An 18,246-nucleotide genomic window follows, 5' to 3' on the forward strand; every position below is an offset into this window, starting at 1 on the left:
TGTGGGGGCCTGGCCCCCACACCATTATTCATTAGTTTTCCTTGCGCACGGTGGCCACGTCAGACGCCTTGACCCGTACACGCTTGCCGGCAATATCGGTGAATTCGTAGAAGCCATCGGCAGTCTTGGTTTTTGGGGTGTCCTTGGTCAAATACTGTGTGCCATTTTGCAGCGTCACTACGGTTTGCGTCGCGCAACCGGCCAATACCAGAAAAGTGAGTGCAACCAGCGGCAGACCCAAATTCTTCATGTTCATAACCCTTACCTTGACCTTGAAAAGTCCCACGCCAGAGGCGCGGGCGACAAATGTTACGCCATCGACTTCACCATCTGATCACTTTTATGTAAAAAGTTGCAGGTGCCATTTATCTATTAGCGATTGCAACCTCGCCTTGGCGACGGCAATCTGTATGCATAACCAGTATTTGATCGCTGTACACCATGGCCAATACCCTCGAAGACCCGCTCTATTACCTGCATAACTTCCGCCAGGTCCTGCATTGGCTGGGGCAACGCTATGCCGATCTGCTCTGTGCAGACGAACAGCATTTCATTCAGCAATTTGACAGGTTGCCGCAGGCGTCCCAAGCGCTTTTGGTGCGCATGGTGATGCGCAAGGGTGTACATTTTCGGGCGAGCAAACTCAATTACGTGGAGATCGGCTGCACGCACACCGCTGCCGCGCCATTGCTTGCATTGGGCTGGGTCGACAATGAGTCCCTGCTGGCCTTTGAAGCGCTGTTCGGCTTGCTGCAAAAAGGCGAGATATTCGGTGCGTTCAAGCCCTGGATCGACCAGCCCAAGGGCAGGAAGTCCGATTGGTTGGAAGGGCTGGCGGCGCAATTCATCGACAGCCGCAGTTTTGCCAACTGGTGTCCGGACCTTGCCGACACCCTGTACAGCCTCACCGTCATGGAATTATGCGATCGCCTGCGCCTGATGTTTTTTGGCAACCTGCATCAGGACTGGTCGGAATTCGTGCTGGCCGACCTGGGCATCTACACCTACGAAAAAGTCGAGTTCTGCGCAGAATCCCGTGGCCTGCGCAGCCGGGATGATGTGCAGGGGTTTCTGTTCCTGCACCAGTGCCAGCAGGCCTTTGAAACCGGTGAAGCGCTGGAGATGGTACTGGCCCGGGTCGCCACTCTGAGTACCGACAACCCCTGGCTGGAAAAACGCCGGGCCAAGTTGTTGTTCCAGGTCGGTCAATATTGCGAGCGCATTGTCGAATTGGCGTTGGCGGAACAGATTTACCGCAGTTGTGCCTATCCCGGTGCCCGCTCACGATTGATCCGGGTATTGGAACGTCAAGAGGACTACGGCCAAGCCATGGCCCTGGCGAGCGCCGCCCAACAGGCGCCGGAAAGCGCCGCCGAGCAGCAGCACTTATTGCGTGTCGTGCCACGCCTGCGCCGCAAACTGGGTGAACCGGCCTTGCCGAAAGTGAAGCCACGCCCGGTCGTGCGCCTGGACCTGGCCCTTGCGCTACCCGAGCCGCTGATGTCGGTGGAGTATTGCGTGCAGGCTCACCTCAGCGAGCCCGATGGGCCGGTGCACTACGTTGAAAACGGGCTGATCAATTCACTGTTCGGCCTGCTGTGCTGGGACGTGATCTTTACACCGCTGCCGGGTTCATTTTTCCACCCGTTCCAACGCGGTCCGGCGGACCTGCACAGCGAAGACTTCCATCAACGCCGTGCACCACTGTTCGCTGCGTGTTTCGAGCAATTGCAGGACGAACGCTACAAAACCACCATTCGCCAGCGTTACAGCGACAAGTGGGGGATCCAGTCACCGTTCGTGTTCTGGAACCTGCTCAGTGAAGACCTCTTGGAGCAGGCCCTGGCCTGCCTGCCCGCCGAACACCTGCGCTATTGGTTTGAACGGCTGCTGCTGGACATCCGTGCCAACCGCGCCGGTATGCCCGACCTGATCCAGTTCTGGCCGGCGCAAAAAACCTACCGCATGATCGAGGTCAAAGGGCCTGGCGATCGCTTGCAGGACAACCAGTTGCGCTGGCTGGAATTCTGCGGCGAGTACCAGATGCCGGTGACCGTCTGCTATGTGCGCTGGGCAGAATCCGCTTGAGCTACAACGTTGCCGTGCGGGCGTTGTGCGAGTTCACGGCCAAGGTTGGTGACCTCGACCTGCGCTTCACACCGTCGCCCAGCGCCCAGGAAGGCATTGTCGGCCACCGCACCGTCGCCTCACGACGCAGCGCGCACTACCAGAATGAAGTCGCGCTTGAAGGCGAATACCAGCAGCTCAAGGTGCGGGGCAGGGCGGACGGCTACGACCCGGATGCCAACCGCCTGGAGGAAGTGAAGACCTATCGTGGCGACCTCGACGCCCAGCCGGCCAACCACCGGCAATTGCACTGGGCCCAGGTCAAAGTGTATGGCTGGCTGATGTGCCAGAAGCTCAACCTGTCAGAGATCGACCTGGCGCTGGTGTACTTCGATATCGTCGGCGAAGGCGAGACGGTGCTCAACCAACGCTTTCAAGCTACCGAGCTGGAAACCTTCTTCAACCAGCAATGCGCGCTGTTCCTCGGCTGGGCCGAGCAGGAAGTGGCGCACCGTGAAGCGCGCAACCGCGCCGCGCAAACCCTGGCGTTTCCCCATGCCGGTTTCCGTCCTGGCCAGCGTTCACTCGCCGAATCGGTATACAAGGCGGTCAGCACCGGTCGTTGCCTGATGGCCCAGGCGCCGACCGGCATCGGCAAGACCATTGGCACGATCTTCCCGTTGCTCAAGGCCCTGGGCCCCCAGCAACTGGACAAGCTGTTCTTCCTCACCGCCAAGACCCCCGGTCGTAAGCTCGCCCTGGATGCCGCTCAAGTGCTGCATGCCAGCAGTCCCGACATGCCTTTGCGTGTGCTGGAGTTGGTGGCGCGGGACAAAGCCTGCGAGCACCTGGACAAAGCCTGTCACGGCGAATCCTGCCCGTTGGCCAGGGGCTTCTACGACCGCTTGCCCGCCGCCCGCATCGCCGCTGCCAAGGTGCGCCTGCTGGACCAACGCAACCTGCGCGACGTGGCCCTGGCCCATGACGTTTGCCCGTATTACCTGAGCCAGGAAATGGCGCGCTGGGCCGACCTGGTGGTCGCCGACTACAACTACTACTTCGATTTTGGTGCCATGCTGTTCGGCCTTGCCCAGCTCAACCAGTGGCGCGCGGCGGTGTTGGTGGACGAGGCGCACAACCTGGTCGAACGGGCCCGTTCGATGTACAGCGCCAGCCTCGACCAGTACCACCTCAAGACCCTGCGCGACACGGCCCCCGAGCCCTTGAAGAAATCCTTGCAGCGCCTCAACCGTGAGTGGAACGCGCTGCACAAGGACCAGCTCGCGCCGTACCAGGCCTATGCTGCCCGGCCCGAAAAACTGCTGCAGGCGCTGAGCCTGTGCGCCAGCGCCATGGGCGAATACTTCAACGATCACCCTGAGTCTCTCAGCGGCGACCTGCAAAGTTTTTATTTTGAGGTACTGCAATTCGGCAAGGTCGCCGAGTTGTTCAACGAACACTTCATTTTCGATATCAGCAAGCGGCAGTTCAGCGGTAAACGCAGCAGCTCGACCCTGTGCCTGCGCAACGTGGTGCCTGCCGAGTTCATTCGCCCACGGCTGACGGCCGCCCGCAGCAGCGTGCTGTTTTCTGCGACCCTGAGCCCTCGTCATTACTATGCGGATTTGCTGGGCCTGCCGACGGATACGGCGTGGGTCGATGTGGAGTCGCCGTTCAAGGCTGAGCAGTTGCAGGTGCACATTGTCGATGCAATTTCCACGCGCTTCGTGCATCGCCAGGCCTCGCTGGAGCCTATCGTCGAGCTGATCGCCCGCCAGTACACCCAGCAGCCCGGCAATTACCTGGCGTTCTTCAGCAGTTTCGATTATCTGCAACAAGTGGCGCAGTTGCTGGCCGAGAAACATCCGGCGATTATGCTGTGGCAACAGTCACGCGGCATGGCCGAGGCCGAGCGCCAGGCCTTTCTCGACCAGTTCACCGAACACAGTCAGGGCATCGGGTTTGCCGTGCTCGGCGGTGCATTCGGTGAGGGCATCGACTTGCCCGGCACCCGCTTGATCGGTGCATTCATTGCCACCCTTGGCCTGCCCCAGTTGAACCCGATCAATGAGCAGATGAAGTTGCGCATGGGCGCAATCTTCGGCGCGGGCTACGACTACACCTACCTGTACCCTGGCATCCAGAAAGTCGTGCAGGCGGCGGGTCGGGTGATCCGCAGCCAGCAGGACCAGGGTGTGGTGATGCTGATCGATGACCGATTTGGCGAGGCACGGGTACGTCAATTGTTGCCGCGCTGGTGGGCGGTGGCTTGAGTCATTCCTGTCGTCAATGATGCTGGCGGCTAAAACAGTCATGGTCCACGCTGGGAGAAACCTTCAAAAGGCCATGCCCATGCGCCAGCACCTCATCAGCGTCAACGGTATTGAGTTAAGTGTTCATAGTGCGGGCCCTGACCAGGGTGCGCCGATCTGGCTGCTTCACGGTTTCCCGGAATGCTGGCACTCGTGGCGCGAGCAAATTCCCGCGCTTGTGGCGGCGGGTTATCAGGTGTTTGCCCCGCAAATGCGCGGTTACGGGGGCAGCAGTTCACCGGCTGAAATTGCCGACTATGACCTGCTGACGCTATGCGCCGATATCCAGCAGGCCATGGATCATTTCGGCCATACGCAGGTGGTGATGGTCGGCCATGACTGGGGTGCCGTGGTGGCTTGGCACCTGGCCTTGCTTGAGCCTGAGCGTGTCACACGCTTGATCACGATGTCCGTGCCGTTCGCTGGGCGTGCCCGTCGGCCGGTGATCGAAATCATGCGCGAGCTGTACGCCGAGCGCTTTAACTACATCCTGTACTTCCAGGCACCCGGCGTTGCCGAACAGGAGCTGGGGGCTGATATCGAGCGCACCTTGCGTTTATTCATGCAGGACCAGGATGTGTTTCTACAGCAGAAGCCGGCAAGCGCGACCTTGCTTGAAGGTGTTCCAGTGCCCGGTGCATTGCCGCAATGGTGTTCCCAGGCGGATCTGGACGTTTATGTGAACACCTTCGCCGAGCACGGTTTTCGTGGCCCCCTGAACTGGTATCGCAACTTCGAACGCAACTGGCAACGCACCGAGTTCCTCGCTGGGCAGAAAGTGCTGCAACCCACACTGTTCCTGATCGGCGACCGCGACCCGGTCGGGGTCTTCGAAGCTCACACGCTCAAGCGCATGCCGGATTCAGTGCCGCAGCTTGAGCCGCACGTGCTGGCCAACTGTGGTCACTGGATCCAGAACGAACAAGCCCAACAGGTCAACGCACTGATGCTCGGCTTTCTAGGGAAAACGTAAAGGTCGCCCCTCGACCGGGCTGATCCACCAGGCGAATGCTGCGCCCATGCAATTGCAGGATGCGGTGCACGATACGCAGGCCCAGGCCGCCGTCACGACGGGCGCCGCCGATGGTGAAGGCGCGCAGGAACAAGCCTTCGCGCAGCTCGGCGTCGATGCCTGGGCCGCTATCGCTGACCGTGACGGCGACAGCGCTGGGTTCCGGCGACAACGTCACCTCAATTTCGCCGTTCACCGGTGTATGACGCAGGGCGTTATCCAGCAGGTTGGTCAGCACTCGCTCGATCAGGCCCAGGTCCGCCAGCACCGTGGGCACCTGCGGCGGCAAGGTCGCGGTGAGCGTAATACCGCGTGCTTCGGCGGTCAGTTCGAATTTCTGGAAGATGTCCTGCACCAAATCAGGTAATGAAAACCCTTCGATCACCGGCTGGACAAAGCCATGTTCCAAGCGCACCAGCTCCAGCAATGACTGGGCCAGACCGCCAACCTTGCGGCTCTGGTCCAGGGCAATGCCGAGGTAACGGCGGCGTTCCTCGGGGCTGAGGCTGGCATCCTTGAGCGACAGGGTTTCCAGATAGCCATGTAGCGAGGCCAATGGCGTGCGCAGGTCGTGGGAGATATTGGCGACCATTTCCCGGCGTTCCTGGTCCTGATGGGTGATGGCACGCCACTGTTCGCCCAGGCGGTTTTCCATTTGCACGAAGGCGTGATCGAGCACGGCAATTTCATCGCCGCTGGTGAGTTCCGACGCAGTGGGTTTAGCCGCTTTGGGTGCACCATTGATGTCGAATTGGCCGACTTTATCGGTCAACTGGCGCAGCGGGCGGGTGATCCAGGCGAACGCAATCAGCCCGGCCATCAAGCAGAGCAGGGCGACCAGGCCGATGGACCACAGCGCGATCTTCAACGCCATGCCGGTGGCGTCCTTGGCGTCGTAGGCGTCATGAGCCTCTCCGAGCAGCACCACGTACAGGAAACCGGTCTGCTGGCCGCCGGCCATGAGGGGCGCCGCGCTGAACACCTTGCGCCCATCGAGGCTGCGCGGGTCGTCACCGAGGATCGGCAGCATGAACCCGGCCAGGAAGCGCCGCACGGGTGCGAGGTCAACCTGCTCGCGCAGCAAATGCCCGCTGGGCGCGGCGTTGCCGACCACACGGCCGTCGATGTCGAGCAAGTACACCTCGACACTCGGGTTGACCAGCATCAACTGGCTGAACAGATTACGCACCGCGTCGGGCTTGAGGCCATCGGCATCCATCAACTGCGTGTCGCGGGCAATGTGCGCCGCCAGGTCGCGGGACAGACCTTGCACCACCTCCAGTTCATGCATGTGGTTGGAACGCACTTGCAGCCAGGCCGAGGTGCCGCTGCAGATCAGCAACAACACGGCGAACACCACCGACAGGCGTTGGGTCAGTGTCAGTTTCATGGTGGGCTCTCGGCAAACTTGTAGCCGCGACCCCACACCGTGAGGATGCGCGCCGGGTTGGCCGGGTCGGTTTCGACCTTGGCGCGCAGGCGATTGATATGGGTGTTCACCGTATGTTCATAACCTTCATGGCTGTAGCCCCACACCGCATTGAGCAGCTCCATGCGTGAGAACACCTTGCCCGGTTGGCGGGCGAAGAAGTACAGCAGGTCGAATTCCCGTGGCGTGAGGTCCAGGCGCTGGCCTTGCAGGGTAGCGTCACGGGTCAGCGGGTTGATGAACAATTGGCCGAGATCAAGGCTGCCAGCATCCATCTTCAGGTTGCGCGCCATGGCGTCGACCCGGCGCAACAGTGCCTTCACCCGCGCAACCAGTTCCGGCATGGAAAAGGGTTTGGCGAGGTAGTCATCCGCGCCCAGCTCCAGGCCGAGGATGCGGTGCAGCTCGCTGGAGCGCGCGCTGGTGATGATGATGGGTGTGTAGCGCGTCATGGCGCGGGCGCGGCGGCAGATCTCCAGGCCGTCGACGCCGGGCAGCATCAGGTCGAGGATCAGCGCGTCCCAGCCGCCTTGCTCCAGCAGACGCAGGCCTTCGGTGCCGTCGGCGCTGTGCACCACCTGGAATTGTTCATCACGCAGGTGCAGGCAGATCAGGTCGGCGATATGGGCATCGTCCTCGACCACCAGGACACGTTTTGGCTGATCCATGTAAGAGAAACCTTCGCTTGTAGTCCGCGCATTGTGCGGGTTTTGCAACAGTGTAGTTATCACGAATTGTTTAACTCTGCGTGAGGATTCCGCGACCGGCCAGGGCTCAGGATGGGTTCAAAGCTTATGGAGGAATGCCCCATGTACTCACGCCGACAATTACTCCTGGCCGGTGGCGGCCTGGGGGTCGCGGTCCTGGCCGGTGGCCTGCTCAAACAGCTCGACCTGGTCACCGAAGCCGAAGCGGCCGAAACCTTCGAAGTGAGCCACACCGACGCGCAATGGCGCAGCCTGCTCACTGCCGAGCAATACGAAATCCTGCGCGAGGAGGGCACCGAACGCCCTTACACCAGTGCGCTGAATGACGAACACCGTACCGGCACCTTCGCCTGTGCCGGCTGCGCACTGCCGCTGTTTTCCTCGACCACCAAATTCAACAGCCACACCGGCTGGCCAAGTTTCTGGCAGCCGCTGGATAACGCCGTTGCCAGTCGCAGGGACACGTCCTACGGCGCGGTGCGCAAGGAAATCCACTGCCGTCGCTGTGGCGGTCACCAAGGGCACGTGTTCGATGACGGCCCGCAACCCACCGGCCTGCGCTACTGCATGAACGGCGCCGCCATGACGTTCACGGCGGCTTAAGCCGATGTCTTTCTCTTATAAGGTTCCCTGCCATGTGGCTTCTGGTTCTCGCGTACCTGGGCGGCGTGCTGACAATCGTCAGCCCGTGCATCCTGCCTGTTCTGCCTTTTGTCTTCGCTCGCACCGGGCAGCCGTTTTTGCGCAGTGGCTTGCCGCTGTTAGCGGGGATGGCGGTGACATTCGCCCTGGTGGCAACGCTCGCGGCGGTGGGCGGCGGCTGGGTGGTGCAAGTCAATCAATACGGTCGCTGGCTCGCGTTGCTGTGCGTTGCGCTGTTCGGCTTAACGCTGTTGTTGCCGCAACTGTCGGAACGTCTGACGCGTCCGTTGGTGGCCGCCGGCAGTCGCTTGTCGCAAGCCGCCGGGGCCGACGCCAGGCCGCGTCCGGGCGCATCGTTCCTGATCGGCGTCGCCACGGGGTTGCTGTGGGCACCGTGCGCCGGGCCGATCCTGGGACTGGTGCTCACCGGCGCTGCACTGCAGGGCGCCAGCATCGGCACTACCTTGCTCTTGCTGGCTTACGCCGCCGGGGCTGCGACCTCCCTCGCGCTGGCCTTGTTGGTCGGCGGTAAAGTCTTCGGTTTCATGAAGAAGTCCCTCGGCGCCGGTGAATGGCTGCGCCGGGGCCTCGGTGCGTTGATGCTGGCCGGGGTGGCCGCCATTGCGCTGGGCCTGGACACCGGCGTGCTGTCGCGGCTGTCGACGGCGTCCACCGGTGGCCTGGAACAGCGCCTGGTGGACAGGTTCAGCACCAAACCGGAACAAAAGGGTGGGGCGATGATGGCGGGAGGCGCAATGATGGCCGCCGCCAATCACAGCGACGCACTTCCCATCGAAGGTGCGCTGCCGTCCCTGGACGGCGCCGTGCAATGGCTCAATAGCCCGCCACTGAGCGCCGAAGCACTCAAGGGCAAGGTGGTGCTGGTGGATTTCTGGACCTACTCCTGCATCAACTGCCTGCGCACCTTGCCGTACGTGAAAGCCTGGGCCGACAAGTACCGCGACCAGGGCCTGGTGGTGATTGGCGTGCATGCGCCGGAATTCGCCTTTGAACGCGACGTCAACAATGTGACCAAGGCCATGAAAGACCTGGGTATTACCTACCCAGTGGCCATCGACAACAACTACAAGGTCTGGCGCGCGTTCAACAACCAGTACTGGCCGGCCCATTACTTTGCCGATGCCAAGGGGCAGATCCGCTATCACCACTTTGGCGAGGGCGACTATGCCGAATCGGAGCGAGTGATCCAGCAGTTGCTGCGTGAAGCTGGTGCCCAGCACGTTGCAGGTGGTTTGATCGAAGCCGACGCCAAGGGCGTGCAGCAAGCGCCGGACATGAACGAAGTGCAGTCGCCGGAAACCTACCTGGGCGCCCAGCGCGCCGAGAATTTCGTCAAATCCGGCCCCCTGGCCCTGAACAACTGGACCCTGGAAGGCCAATGGAACGTCGGCGGCCAGCAGGCCACCCTCGACCAGGCCGGCGGACGCATCGCCTACCGCTTCCATGCCCGTGACCTGCATCTGGTGCTGGGCCCTGGCGCCGATGGAAAACCGGTGCGCTTCAAAGTCACGATCGATGGCCAGGCCCCGGGCGAAGCCCATGGCACCGATGTGGCCCCGGATGGCCGCGGCACCGTCACCGAACAGCGCTTGTATCAGCTCGTGCGTCAGCCGGGCGCCGTGCAAGACCGCACCTTCACCATCGAATTCCTCGACCCCAACGTGTCGGCGTATGCCTTCACCTTTGGTTAACCCGGAGTGCCTGTCATGAATGTATTCAAATACCTGCCCGCACTGGCTTTCGCTGCCTTCGTCGGCCAAAGCTCAGCCTTCTCCTTCGGCGCCTCCGACGATGCCGTCGTCATCGCGCCACCGGCCCTGGACCTGCCTGCAACCTCAGGCAACCTGCAAACCGCCGTGTTCGCCGGCGGCTGCTTCTGGGGTGTACAGGGGGTATTCCAGCACGTGCAAGGGGTAAAAAACGCCGTGTCCGGCTACGACGGTGGGGCGGCGAGTACCGCGCAATATGAAGCCGTCAGTGAAGGCGATACCGGCCACGCCGAGTCCGTGTCCGTCACCTACGACCCGAGTAAAGTCAGCTACGGCAAACTGCTGCAGATCTACTTCTCGGTCGCCCACAACCCCACCGAACTCAACCGCCAGGGGCCGGACACCGGCACCCAATACCGATCTGCAATCTTCGCGCAGAACGCCGAGCAGCAAAAAGTCGCCCAGGCCTACATCGCCCAGTTGGATGCCGCTAAATCCTTCGACAAACCCATCGTCACCCAGATCGAAATGGGTAAGGCGTTCTTCCCGGCGGAGTCCTACCATCAGGACTTCCTCACCGAAAACCCGTCTTACCCCTACATCGTGATCAACGACCTGCCGAAAGTGGCGCAACTGAAAAAGCTGTTTCCAGAGCAATACAGCGCCGAGCCGGTGCTGGTGAAAAACCAGTAATCAGCCTTTAGCCTTGGCCAAGTAAGGCGCCAGGCGTCGGCCCATTTCCTCACCCAGGGCTTGCAGCCCGCTCAACGGGCGGATCATCACTTCAAACTCGATGATCTGCCCGTGTTCGTTGAAGCGGATCAGGTCGATACCCTTGAGCTGCTTGTCACCCACGCGCGCGCTGAATTCCAGCACCACACTCAAGCCATCGCCGGTGGCGAGTTCACGGTGATAGGTGAAGTCTTCGAAGACGTTGATCACCGTATTGAGGATCATCGACACCACTGGCGCGCCGGGGTAGGGCGTATGAGCCATAGGCGAGCGGAAGACGGCGTCGGGCGCCAACAGTTCGGGCAGGGCCTTGAGGTCACGATTGGCCAACATGGCGTGCCAGCGTTGCAGAGTGTGTGCAGCCGCAGGGTTGAGCGTGAGTTCGGACATGTTCTGTACCTGTTCTTATGATGGGAAGGCATTTCACCTGCCCAACATAAGAGCGGTATCCAAACAGGGTCAATCACCCTAAATTACAGATAAGTGACCTAAACGCACTTAGACCATCTCCAGGTATGAGCTGTGAATCGCCCGCGCCAACTCGCGCACGGTGTCGATAAAGTCCGTTAGACGGGCGTGCAATCCCTCCTCAAGAATCTCATCGATCCCGGTATACCTCAGCCGCGCTTCAAACTCAGCGGCCAGACGTTGCGCCGTGCGCCCATAACTGCCGGGCAGGTCCGCCAGGATATGGCTCAGTTCTTCGATGCAGGCATGCAACGAACGCGGCACATCACTGCGCAACAGCAGCAACTCGGACACGGAGCGGGCATTCAGCGCGTTCGGGTACAGCTCGGTATACGCCTCGAACGACGACAACGCGCGGAGCAGGGCGCTCCACTGGTAATAACCGCGTGCCGACAAGTCGCTGACTTCTTCCGACTCCTCGCCAAACATCTCGTAGCGCGCATCCAGCAAGCGCAGGGTGTTGTCGGCGCGCTCGACAAAGGTGCCGAGGCGGATAAACCGGTAGGCGTCATTGCGCATGATCGTCCCCGACGTCGCTCCCCGGAACAGGTGCGAACGCTGCTTGACCCAATCACAGAAGTGGCTGATGCCATGTCGCGCCAAGCCGCCGGCAGCGATGCTGCGCATTTCGAGCCAGGTGGCGTTGAGGTTTTCCCACATGTCGGCGGTGATGCGCCCGCGTACCGCATGGGCATTGCCTCGGGCGGCACGCAGGCAGTTGTAGATGCTGGCGGGGTTCTCTTCGTCGAGGGCAAAAAAGTGCAGCATGCGCTCGGCGTCCAGCTGTTTATGACGTTCCAGGTAGCTGTCGAGGGTGCCACTGCTGAGCAACGACATGGCCAGCTCATCCAGCCCATCACTGCGCCCGGCCTGGGGCATCAACGACAGGGAATAACTGACTTCAAGCATGCGCGCCAGGTTCTCGGCGCGTTCCAGGTAACGGGACATCCAGTACAGATCTGCGGCGGTTCTACTCAACATACTCAGCCCTCCACCACCCAGGTGTCCTTGGTTCCGCCGCCTTGCGACGAGTTGACGATCAACGAGCCTTCCTTCAGCGCCACGCGGGTGAGGCCACCGGGCACCAGGCGGGTTTCCTTGCCTGAGAGCACAAAGGGCCGCAGGTCGATATGCCGTGGGGCGATGCCGTTTTCGACAAAGGTCGGGCAGGTGGACAGGCTCAGGGTCGGTTGGGCGATGTAGGCGTGGGGCCTGGCCTTGATGCGTTGGCGGAAATCCTCGATCTCGGCGGCGCTGGAGGCCGGGCCGACCAGCATGCCGTAGCCGCCGGAGCCCTGGGTTTCCTTGACCACCAGTTCCGGCAGGTTGGCCAGCACGTGGGACAGTTCATCCGGCTTGCGGCACTGGAAAGTCGGTACGTTCTGTAACACCGGTTCTTCATCCAGGTAGAAACGGATCATTTCCGGCACATAGGGGTAGATCGACTTGTCGTCGGCCACGCCGGTGCCGATGGCATTGGCCAGCACCACATTGCCGGCGCAATAAGCGGCGACCAGGCCGGGAACGCCGAGCATCGACTCCGGGTTGAAGGCCTTGGGGTCGAGGAAAGCGTCGTCGATACGCCGGTAGATCACATCCACCGGCTTGGGGCCGTCGGTGGTGCGCATGAACACCTTGAGGTCCTGCACGAACAGGTCCGCGCCCTCGACCAACTCAACGCCCATTTCACGGGCCAGGAACGCATGCTCGAAGAACGCGCTGTTAAAGCGGCCCGGCGTCAGCACCACCACGTTGGGGTTGTCCAGGCGGCTTGAGCTTTTCAGGGTCTTGAGCAGCAGGTTGGGGTAGTGGTCCACCGGCGCGATGCGCTGCTTGGCGAACACCTCGGGGAACAGACGCATCATCATTTTGCGGTCTTCGAGCATGTAGCTCACGCCGCTGGGGGTACGCAGGTTGTCTTCCAGCACGTAGTAGGTGCCGTCACCGTCGCGCACCAGGTCCACGCCGGAAATGTGCGAATAGATGTCGCGGTGCAGGTCCAGGCCGACCATGGCTTTCTGGTAACCCTCGTTGCCCAGCACCTGGTCTGCCGGAATGATCCCGGCCTTGATGATGCGCTGGTCGTGGTAGATGTCGGCGAGGAACATGTTCAGCGCATTGACGCGCTGAATACAGCCGCGCTCGATCACGCTCCACTCACTGGCGGGGATGCTGCGGGGGATGATGTCGAAGGGGATCAGGCGCTCGGTGTCTTGCTCGTCGCCATACAGGGTGAAGGTGATTCCGGCGCGGTGGAACAGCAAATCGGCTTCACGGCGACGCTGGGCCAGCAGTTCCGGCGGCGTATTCGCCAGCCAGCGGGAAAAATCCTGGTAATGCGCACGGCATACGCCGTTTGCGTCATTCATTTCATCAAAGAAAGATCGAGCCATTCCAGTACCTTGTCAGTGCCGAGAGGAACAGGGGTGGCACTGCCGTTTCAAAAAACGCATTTTTTATGAGCCCGTGGCGGTGAGTGCCAATGGGCCTGGTCCTTACTTTCTTATGGGGTCGGCTCTGGGTCGGGGGGTAACCAATGCTCCTGTATCCGGGCAGATGAATGGATAAAGCAATGCTTGTGCCGGAATACCGCAAACCCTCCATTTGTGGGGCAGGGGCCCATTCAAACAGGCCAGTGCTCCCATTCATGGGGCTACCCGTGCTCCGATTTGGTGCATGAACAAACTTGAACTTCGTCCGCCCCCGATTCTTCTAACGGGACACGAACCTGCATGGAGCACCGCCGTGCCCAGAATCATCTCACCGCACACCCCGGAATCGAGCCTGCCCGATCACAGCGAGCACAACGCCAAGATCTTCGGCTCGCCCAAGGACCGCCTCGACTTTTACCGGCGCGAAATCCAGTACGAAACCACCATCCTCGCCAACCGCACTGACGCCTACCTCACCGCGCAGTCGTTCCTGGTGATCGCCTTTGTTTCGGGCATGGGCAACCTCAACCCCGAGTGGGGCAAGTTGTTCACCGTGGTGGTGCCGATCTTCCTCGCGGCGCTGGGCATCCTCAGTTCCCTCAACGCCTGGCCAGGGATCCGCGCGGCGTATGACATCATCGATCACTGGCACTTCAAGCAAAGCGAGCTGTTGCGCAGCGAGCCGGTGATGGGCATGGCATACGACGAATCGCCGCTGTTTTCCGAGATGGAGTCGTCGCACAAGGGCTACCGCAAGTCGCTGCTGTTCTCCATGCGCGCGCCGTGGCTGTTCATGGTGTTCTGGGTATTGCTCGCCACTTATTCGTTCTACATCCAGATCGACAATCCAGGGTCGTAAGCCGATGGAACTTCATCACCCCGGGCATGACCTTAACTCTACCCAGGCGACATTTTCCGAGAGGTAAGCCATGAGCACAGACAAGCAACCCGCCACCGGTGCCGATGCGCCCAAAGACCAGGTGCCAGCAAAAGATCCCAAGGCCAAGGAAAACGACTACAGTCCAGACTTCAAGCCCAAGCCTGAGCCCAAGCCTGAAACCGATGCCGATATCGACACCCAAGGCGGTTAGAGGAGACGGTCATGTCCAAAGAACTCGACGATGAACTCAACGACCCCGGTAATGAAGACCCCGGTTCATTGATGGACGATGCAGAAGTGCCGCTCAACGATCTGGATGAAGCGGCGGATGTGGGTAACACCGAGCGTCAAGACTGAGTATTCACCCGGGCACGTCGTTCATACCACACCAGCATAGGCTGGGTACTCAGGCCATGAACGACGATGCTCAGGGCGATCACCGACAAGGTCAGGTTCACCGCCACGGCGCTGCTGGTGCCAATCAGTCCGTGATTGAGCGCGTAAAACAGGTAGTAAATGCTGCCGATCCCGCGAATGCCGAACCATCCCATCAGGCTGCGCTGCTGACGATCAATCAGGCGACCCCACGGCATCGCGAGCACACTGATCGGCCGAATCACGCAAAACAACAGCGCCGCCATCGGCAATGCGCGCCAATCCCAGTGGCTTATCAGCACGATCCCCAGTACCGTCACCAGGAACACCTCCATCGAGCGCTCCACCAGGCTGCCGAATGACAGCATGTCGCCCATCATGACGCCGGCGGCGATCTGGGTGTCTTTCAGTTCGCTCACATCCCCTTGCAACGCGCGGTCCGGCTCGACTTCCAAATGGCCCACCACCGGCAACGCCAGATGCTCCGAAGGCGTTTTTGAGTTTCCGGTGGAGCGGAATTCCGCCTGGCGCAAACCAAGCCCGGCCGCAAACACGGACAGAAAGCCATAACCGCCCACTGCCTCGGCGACCACATAGGCCAGCGCAATCAGAGCGAGGGTCAGGTAGTCATTGGGCGAGAGCGTGCTGTCACTGTTGGTGATGCGCAGCCACAACGTCGCGCGGCCGATGCCCCGGCCCATCCAGTAGCCGATCAACAACCCGGCGGGCACCGCCCACAACAAGTTCTTCAACACCCAACCGCCCAGCCAATCGCCGTCAAACCCGCCGTGCTGCATGAACATCAGGGCAAAAATCACAAAGGGAAAGGCGGTGCCATCGTTCAAGCCCGCTTCGCCGGACAATCCGAAGCGCAGCGGGTCGTAGTCCTGAGCGTTATTGACCTGCACCAGGCCTGCCAGCACCGGATCCGTTGGCGCCAGTATCGCGCCCACCAGCAGCGACACGCCCCACGACAGCGTAAACAGGTAATGCAGCGCGAGGCTGATCCCCAGGATGGTCAGCAGCATCACCGGCCCGGCCATGCCAAACGCGATGCGCCAGGTACGGTGCTTGAGCGGCAGGCGCAGTTTCAAGCCGCTGACAAACAGCGAAAACAGCACTGCGACTTCCGTGAGGTGCTCCATCCAGCGTGCGGAGTGCTGGATGTCCAGGTGCAGCAGGTCTACGCCAAGGGGGCCAATTCCCACGCCCAGCAGCAGGCACACCGCCGAGGTCGTGACCGGCATCCAGCGCAGATAGGAAGAGGTGAGGGCGAGCGTGAGCAACACGGCGCCCAGTACGGCCATCCACAAAATAAAAGTCATCGAACGTGTACCGGGCCGTGGTCTGTTCAGCTTGGAGGACTGCGGCGCGTCACCGGTTCAATGTGATTGGATCAATTGCGAACCGATGGTCTTCAGGCGAATCATATCCATCAACTGTCGCAACCCCGGCTGTGACTGGCGCCGGCTGGGGTAATACATGCACAACGGCTCGCCCATGCAGGCCCAGTCGGGCATGACTTCCAGCAGGCGCCCCTCCTTGAGTTCCAGCTCCACGCGGTTGGACAGGCAGTAGGCAATCCCCACCCCTTGCAGCGCGGCATTGACGATTGTTTCAGTGTCGGCCGCGCTGAAGTGGCCGGGCACGTCGATGCGTTGTTGCCGTGCGCCGTTGCCCAACTCCCATTTATAGGTGGTCTTGTCCCCCAGGTACATGCGGATGCAACTGTGTTGCAGCAGGTCTTTGGGCACCTGCGGCGTTCCGCATCGAGCAAGATAGGCGGGGGAGGCAACCATGATCCAGCGCAGCTCGCCGGTCAGCGGTACGGCGACCATGTCCTGGGGCACCGTGGCGCCGTAACGGATGCCCGCGTCGTAACCCTCGGCGATGATATCGATCATCTGGTCCTGCACGATCAGGTCCAGGCGCAGTTGCGGGTAGGCGGCGCAAAAATCCCCAAGAATCGGCGCCAACAGCAAGACCGCCGCGTCCCGTGGCACATTCAGGCGCAGGCGGCCGATCGGTGCCTCGCGGTACAGCTCCAGGGTGTCGAGGCCGTCCTTGATGGTGGCAAACCCCTGGATGAGTTTTTCCGCCAGTAACGTGCCGGCATCGGTGGGTTCCACCGCGCGGCTGGTGCGGTAGAGCAGCTTCACGCCCAAGCGGGTTTCCAGGTTGCGCATGGTGTGGCTCAACGCCGAGGTGGTCACGCCCAGTTCATGGGCGGCGTGGCGGAAGCTGCGGCGGCGGATGATCGCCATGAACACGTTGAGATCAGCCAATTCGGAACGGTTGAAAGCAGCCATTTCAAGTCTCTTGAGCAGGAATTCGGCTGCATGCGGCGTTGAGCCCGATTCAACCGTAGATGACTTAGAGTAATTGTTTTTCTAAGCATTATTGCGCGCCACGGGATTTTTTTATGCACGTTGAGACCATCAGAATTGCCGGCATCGACCAAGCGGTCTCGCGGATTGCCCTCGGCACCTGGTCCATGGGCGGGCACCTATGGGGTGGGGCGGACAATGAACAAGCCATCCGCACCCTGCGCCATGCCCTGGCCATCGGTATCAACCTGATCGACACCGCGCCCGTGTACGGCTTTGGCCTGTCCGAAGAGCTGATCGGCAAAGCCCTGCGTGGCGTGCGCCACAGCGCGGTGATCGCGACCAAGGCCGGGCTGCAATGGGACACCGGCACCCCCCGGCGCAACGTCACGGCCCAGCGCATCCGCAAAGAAGTCGAGGACTCCCTGGTACGCCTGCAAACCGACTATATCGACCTTTACCAGATCCACTGGCCCGACCCGCTGGTGGCCCAGGAAGAAACCGCCGATGAACTGGAACGCCTGCGCCGGGAAGGCAAGATCCTCGCGGTCGGCGTGAGTAACTATTCTTCCGCGCAGATGGACGATTTCAGCCAGCACACTGCGCTGGCCACGGTGCAGCCGCCCTATAACCTGTTCGAACGGGCCATCGACAGCGACATCCTGCCCTATGCCAAACAGCATTCGCTGGTGGTGTTGGCCTACGGTCCACTGTGTCGAGGGTTGCTCAGCGGCAGCATGCATTCAGCCACGCGCTTTGCCGGCGATGATGTGCGCACGCTTGACCCCAAGTTCAAGGCGCCGCGTTTTGAACACTACCTGGCCGCCGTAGCGGCACTGGATATGTATGCCCGCGAGTGCCACGGCAAATCGGTGCTGGCCTTGGCCCTGCGCTGGGTGCTTGATCAAGGCCCGACCATCGCCCTGTGGGGGGCCCGGCGGGCGGAGCAGTTGAAGGGCTACGAAGAAGCCTTCGGCTGGCACCTGACGCCTGAAGACCTGACGCATATCGACCGTATCCTGGCCAACACGATAAAAGATCCGATCGGCCCGGAATTTATGGCCCCGCCCAAGCGTTAACCCTGCGACAGGGATGTCGCCAGCAACACACACAACATCCCTGTACGTCGAGGT

At 61.2% G+C, this 18,246-nt stretch carries 18 protein-coding genes; 10 read left to right on the top strand and 8 right to left on the bottom strand.

Features of this window, described 5'->3' with window-relative positions:
- Window positions 1-31 precede the first annotated feature (31 nt).
- Window positions 32-256, bottom strand: coding sequence for a YgdI/YgdR family lipoprotein (locus CI807_RS21980; RefSeq protein WP_095016197.1), 225 nt, complete (start codon window positions 254-256; stop codon window positions 32-34).
- A 185-nt stretch (window positions 257-441) separates the two neighbouring features.
- On the opposite strand from CI807_RS21980, the gene CI807_RS21985 reads away from it, so the two are divergent.
- The 3 genes from CI807_RS21985 to CI807_RS21995 all read left to right on the top strand — a co-directional run bounded on the left by CI807_RS21985 (window position 442) and on the right by CI807_RS21995 (window position 5,352).
- On the top strand, window positions 442-2,088 hold the full coding sequence (locus CI807_RS21985; protein ID WP_095016198.1) for a VRR-NUC domain-containing protein: 1,647 nt from the start codon (window positions 442-444) through the stop codon (window positions 2,086-2,088).
- Window positions 2,085-4,340 carry an ATP-dependent DNA helicase gene (locus CI807_RS21990; protein WP_095016199.1) on the top strand — a complete coding sequence of 752 codons (2,256 nt, stop codon included), beginning with the start codon at window positions 2,085-2,087 and terminating at the stop codon, window positions 4,338-4,340. Before CI807_RS21985 ends, CI807_RS21990 begins: the two co-directional genes overlap by 4 nt.
- Window positions 4,341-4,419: 79 nt before the next feature.
- On the top strand, window positions 4,420-5,352 hold the full coding sequence (locus CI807_RS21995) for an alpha/beta fold hydrolase (RefSeq protein WP_095016200.1): 933 nt from the start codon (window positions 4,420-4,422) through the stop codon (window positions 5,350-5,352).
- Here CI807_RS21995 and CI807_RS22000 read toward each other — a convergent pair.
- On the bottom strand, window positions 5,315-6,781 hold the full coding sequence (locus CI807_RS22000) for a HAMP domain-containing sensor histidine kinase (RefSeq protein ID WP_095016201.1): 1,467 nt from the start codon (window positions 6,779-6,781) through the stop codon (window positions 5,315-5,317). The two genes, CI807_RS21995 and CI807_RS22000, sit on opposite strands and share 38 nt — an antisense overlap.
- Window positions 6,778-7,488, bottom strand: a complete 711-nt coding sequence (locus CI807_RS22005) for a response regulator transcription factor (RefSeq protein ID WP_095016202.1) — start codon at window positions 7,486-7,488, stop codon at window positions 6,778-6,780. The genes CI807_RS22000 and CI807_RS22005 overlap by 4 nt, the downstream gene beginning before the upstream one ends.
- Window positions 7,489-7,629: 141 nt before the next feature.
- Here CI807_RS22005 and msrB point away from each other — a divergent pair, with 141 nt between their 5' ends.
- From msrB to msrA, 3 genes are read left to right on the top strand one after another with little or no spacing between them, the layout of a single operon-like run.
- Window positions 7,630-8,130: a peptide-methionine (R)-S-oxide reductase MsrB gene (msrB, locus tag CI807_RS22010; RefSeq protein WP_095016203.1), complete on the top strand. Its 501-nt coding sequence runs from the start codon at window positions 7,630-7,632 to the stop codon at window positions 8,128-8,130.
- A gap of 32 nt (window positions 8,131-8,162) precedes the next feature.
- Window positions 8,163-9,881: a cytochrome c biogenesis protein DipZ gene (locus tag CI807_RS22015; RefSeq protein WP_095016204.1), complete on the top strand. Its 1,719-nt coding sequence runs from the start codon at window positions 8,163-8,165 to the stop codon at window positions 9,879-9,881.
- A 15-nt stretch (window positions 9,882-9,896) separates the two neighbouring features.
- Window positions 9,897-10,592, top strand: coding sequence for a peptide-methionine (S)-S-oxide reductase MsrA (gene msrA, locus CI807_RS22020; RefSeq protein ID WP_038850521.1), 696 nt, complete (start codon window positions 9,897-9,899; stop codon window positions 10,590-10,592).
- On the opposite strand, the gene CI807_RS22025 is transcribed toward msrA, so the two are convergent.
- From CI807_RS22025 to CI807_RS22035, 3 genes are all read right to left on the bottom strand, one after another.
- Window positions 10,593-11,021 carry a nuclear transport factor 2 family protein gene (locus CI807_RS22025; protein WP_068933196.1) on the bottom strand — a complete coding sequence of 143 codons (429 nt, stop codon included), beginning with the start codon at window positions 11,019-11,021 and terminating at the stop codon, window positions 10,593-10,595.
- Between the two features lie 108 nt (window positions 11,022-11,129).
- A complete protein-coding gene (locus CI807_RS22030) occupies window positions 11,130-12,080 on the bottom strand; it encodes an alpha-E domain-containing protein (protein WP_016975680.1) in 951 nt (316 codons plus the stop codon).
- Window positions 12,081-12,082: 2 nt separating this feature from the next.
- On the bottom strand, window positions 12,083-13,492 hold the full coding sequence (locus tag CI807_RS22035; protein ID WP_028616117.1) for a circularly permuted type 2 ATP-grasp protein: 1,410 nt from the start codon (window positions 13,490-13,492) through the stop codon (window positions 12,083-12,085).
- Window positions 13,493-13,844: 352 nt separating this feature from the next.
- Between CI807_RS22035 and CI807_RS22040 the strand changes: the two genes are divergently transcribed.
- The 3 genes from CI807_RS22040 to CI807_RS31875 all read left to right on the top strand — a co-directional run bounded on the left by CI807_RS22040 (window position 13,845) and on the right by CI807_RS31875 (window position 14,768).
- Window positions 13,845-14,390: a hypothetical protein gene (locus CI807_RS22040; RefSeq protein WP_095016205.1), complete on the top strand. Its 546-nt coding sequence runs from the start codon at window positions 13,845-13,847 to the stop codon at window positions 14,388-14,390.
- Window positions 14,391-14,460: 70 nt separating this feature from the next.
- A complete protein-coding gene (locus tag CI807_RS31490) occupies window positions 14,461-14,622 on the top strand; it encodes a hypothetical protein (RefSeq protein ID WP_177409594.1) in 162 nt (53 codons plus the stop codon).
- 11 nt (window positions 14,623-14,633) lie between these two features.
- A complete protein-coding gene (locus tag CI807_RS31875) occupies window positions 14,634-14,768 on the top strand; it encodes a hypothetical protein (RefSeq protein ID WP_256578575.1) in 135 nt (44 codons plus the stop codon).
- Here CI807_RS31875 and CI807_RS22045 read toward each other — a convergent pair.
- Together CI807_RS22045 and CI807_RS22050 are read right to left on the bottom strand one after the other, a co-directional pair.
- Window positions 14,759-16,111 (bottom strand): sodium:proton antiporter, encoded by a 1,353-nt coding sequence (locus CI807_RS22045; protein ID WP_095016206.1) that lies wholly within the window; start codon window positions 16,109-16,111, stop codon window positions 14,759-14,761. The genes CI807_RS31875 and CI807_RS22045 overlap by 10 nt on opposite strands.
- A gap of 57 nt (window positions 16,112-16,168) precedes the next feature.
- Window positions 16,169-17,095, bottom strand: a complete 927-nt coding sequence (locus tag CI807_RS22050; protein ID WP_095016207.1) for a LysR family transcriptional regulator — start codon at window positions 17,093-17,095, stop codon at window positions 16,169-16,171.
- Between the two features lie 113 nt (window positions 17,096-17,208).
- Between CI807_RS22050 and CI807_RS22055 the strand changes: the two genes are divergently transcribed.
- A complete protein-coding gene (locus tag CI807_RS22055; RefSeq protein ID WP_095016208.1) occupies window positions 17,209-18,192 on the top strand; it encodes an aldo/keto reductase in 984 nt (327 codons plus the stop codon).
- Window positions 18,193-18,246 lie beyond the last annotated feature (54 nt).

It is taken from the genome of Pseudomonas sp. NS1(2017) (assembly GCF_002269425.1).
GTDB lineage: Bacteria > Pseudomonadota > Gammaproteobacteria > Pseudomonadales > Pseudomonadaceae > Aquipseudomonas > Aquipseudomonas reactans.

Bases quoted from the DNA above. Each gene is read 5' to 3' on its own strand.
- CI807_RS22000 (WP_095016201.1), bottom strand. From the start codon at position 6,781: ATGAAACTGACACTGACCCAACGCCTGTCGGTGGTGTTCGCCGTGTTG.
- CI807_RS22015 (WP_095016204.1), top strand. From the start codon at position 8,163: ATGTGGCTTCTGGTTCTCGCGTACCTGGGCGGCGTGCTGACAATCGTC.
- CI807_RS22050 (WP_095016207.1), bottom strand. From the start codon at position 17,095: ATGGCTGCTTTCAACCGTTCCGAATTGGCTGATCTCAACGTGTTCATG.
- CI807_RS22035 (WP_028616117.1), bottom strand. From the start codon at position 13,492: ATGGCTCGATCTTTCTTTGATGAAATGAATGACGCAAACGGCGTATGC.
- msrB (WP_095016203.1), top strand. From the start codon at position 7,630: ATGTACTCACGCCGACAATTACTCCTGGCCGGTGGCGGCCTGGGGGTC.
- CI807_RS21980 (WP_095016197.1), bottom strand. From the start codon at position 256: ATGAACATGAAGAATTTGGGTCTGCCGCTGGTTGCACTCACTTTTCTG.
- CI807_RS22025 (WP_068933196.1), bottom strand. From the start codon at position 11,021: ATGTCCGAACTCACGCTCAACCCTGCGGCTGCACACACTCTGCAACGC.
- CI807_RS31875 (WP_256578575.1), top strand. From the start codon at position 14,634: ATGTCCAAAGAACTCGACGATGAACTCAACGACCCCGGTAATGAAGAC.
- CI807_RS22055 (WP_095016208.1), top strand. From the start codon at position 17,209: ATGCACGTTGAGACCATCAGAATTGCCGGCATCGACCAAGCGGTCTCG.
- CI807_RS22005 (WP_095016202.1), bottom strand. From the start codon at position 7,488: ATGGATCAGCCAAAACGTGTCCTGGTGGTCGAGGACGATGCCCATATC.
- CI807_RS22030 (WP_016975680.1), bottom strand. From the start codon at position 12,080: ATGTTGAGTAGAACCGCCGCAGATCTGTACTGGATGTCCCGTTACCTG.
- msrA (WP_038850521.1), top strand. From the start codon at position 9,897: ATGAATGTATTCAAATACCTGCCCGCACTGGCTTTCGCTGCCTTCGTC.
- CI807_RS21995 (WP_095016200.1), top strand. From the start codon at position 4,420: ATGCGCCAGCACCTCATCAGCGTCAACGGTATTGAGTTAAGTGTTCAT.
- CI807_RS22045 (WP_095016206.1), bottom strand. From the start codon at position 16,111: ATGACTTTTATTTTGTGGATGGCCGTACTGGGCGCCGTGTTGCTCACG.
- CI807_RS31490 (WP_177409594.1), top strand. From the start codon at position 14,461: ATGAGCACAGACAAGCAACCCGCCACCGGTGCCGATGCGCCCAAAGAC.
- CI807_RS21985 (WP_095016198.1), top strand. From the start codon at position 442: ATGGCCAATACCCTCGAAGACCCGCTCTATTACCTGCATAACTTCCGC.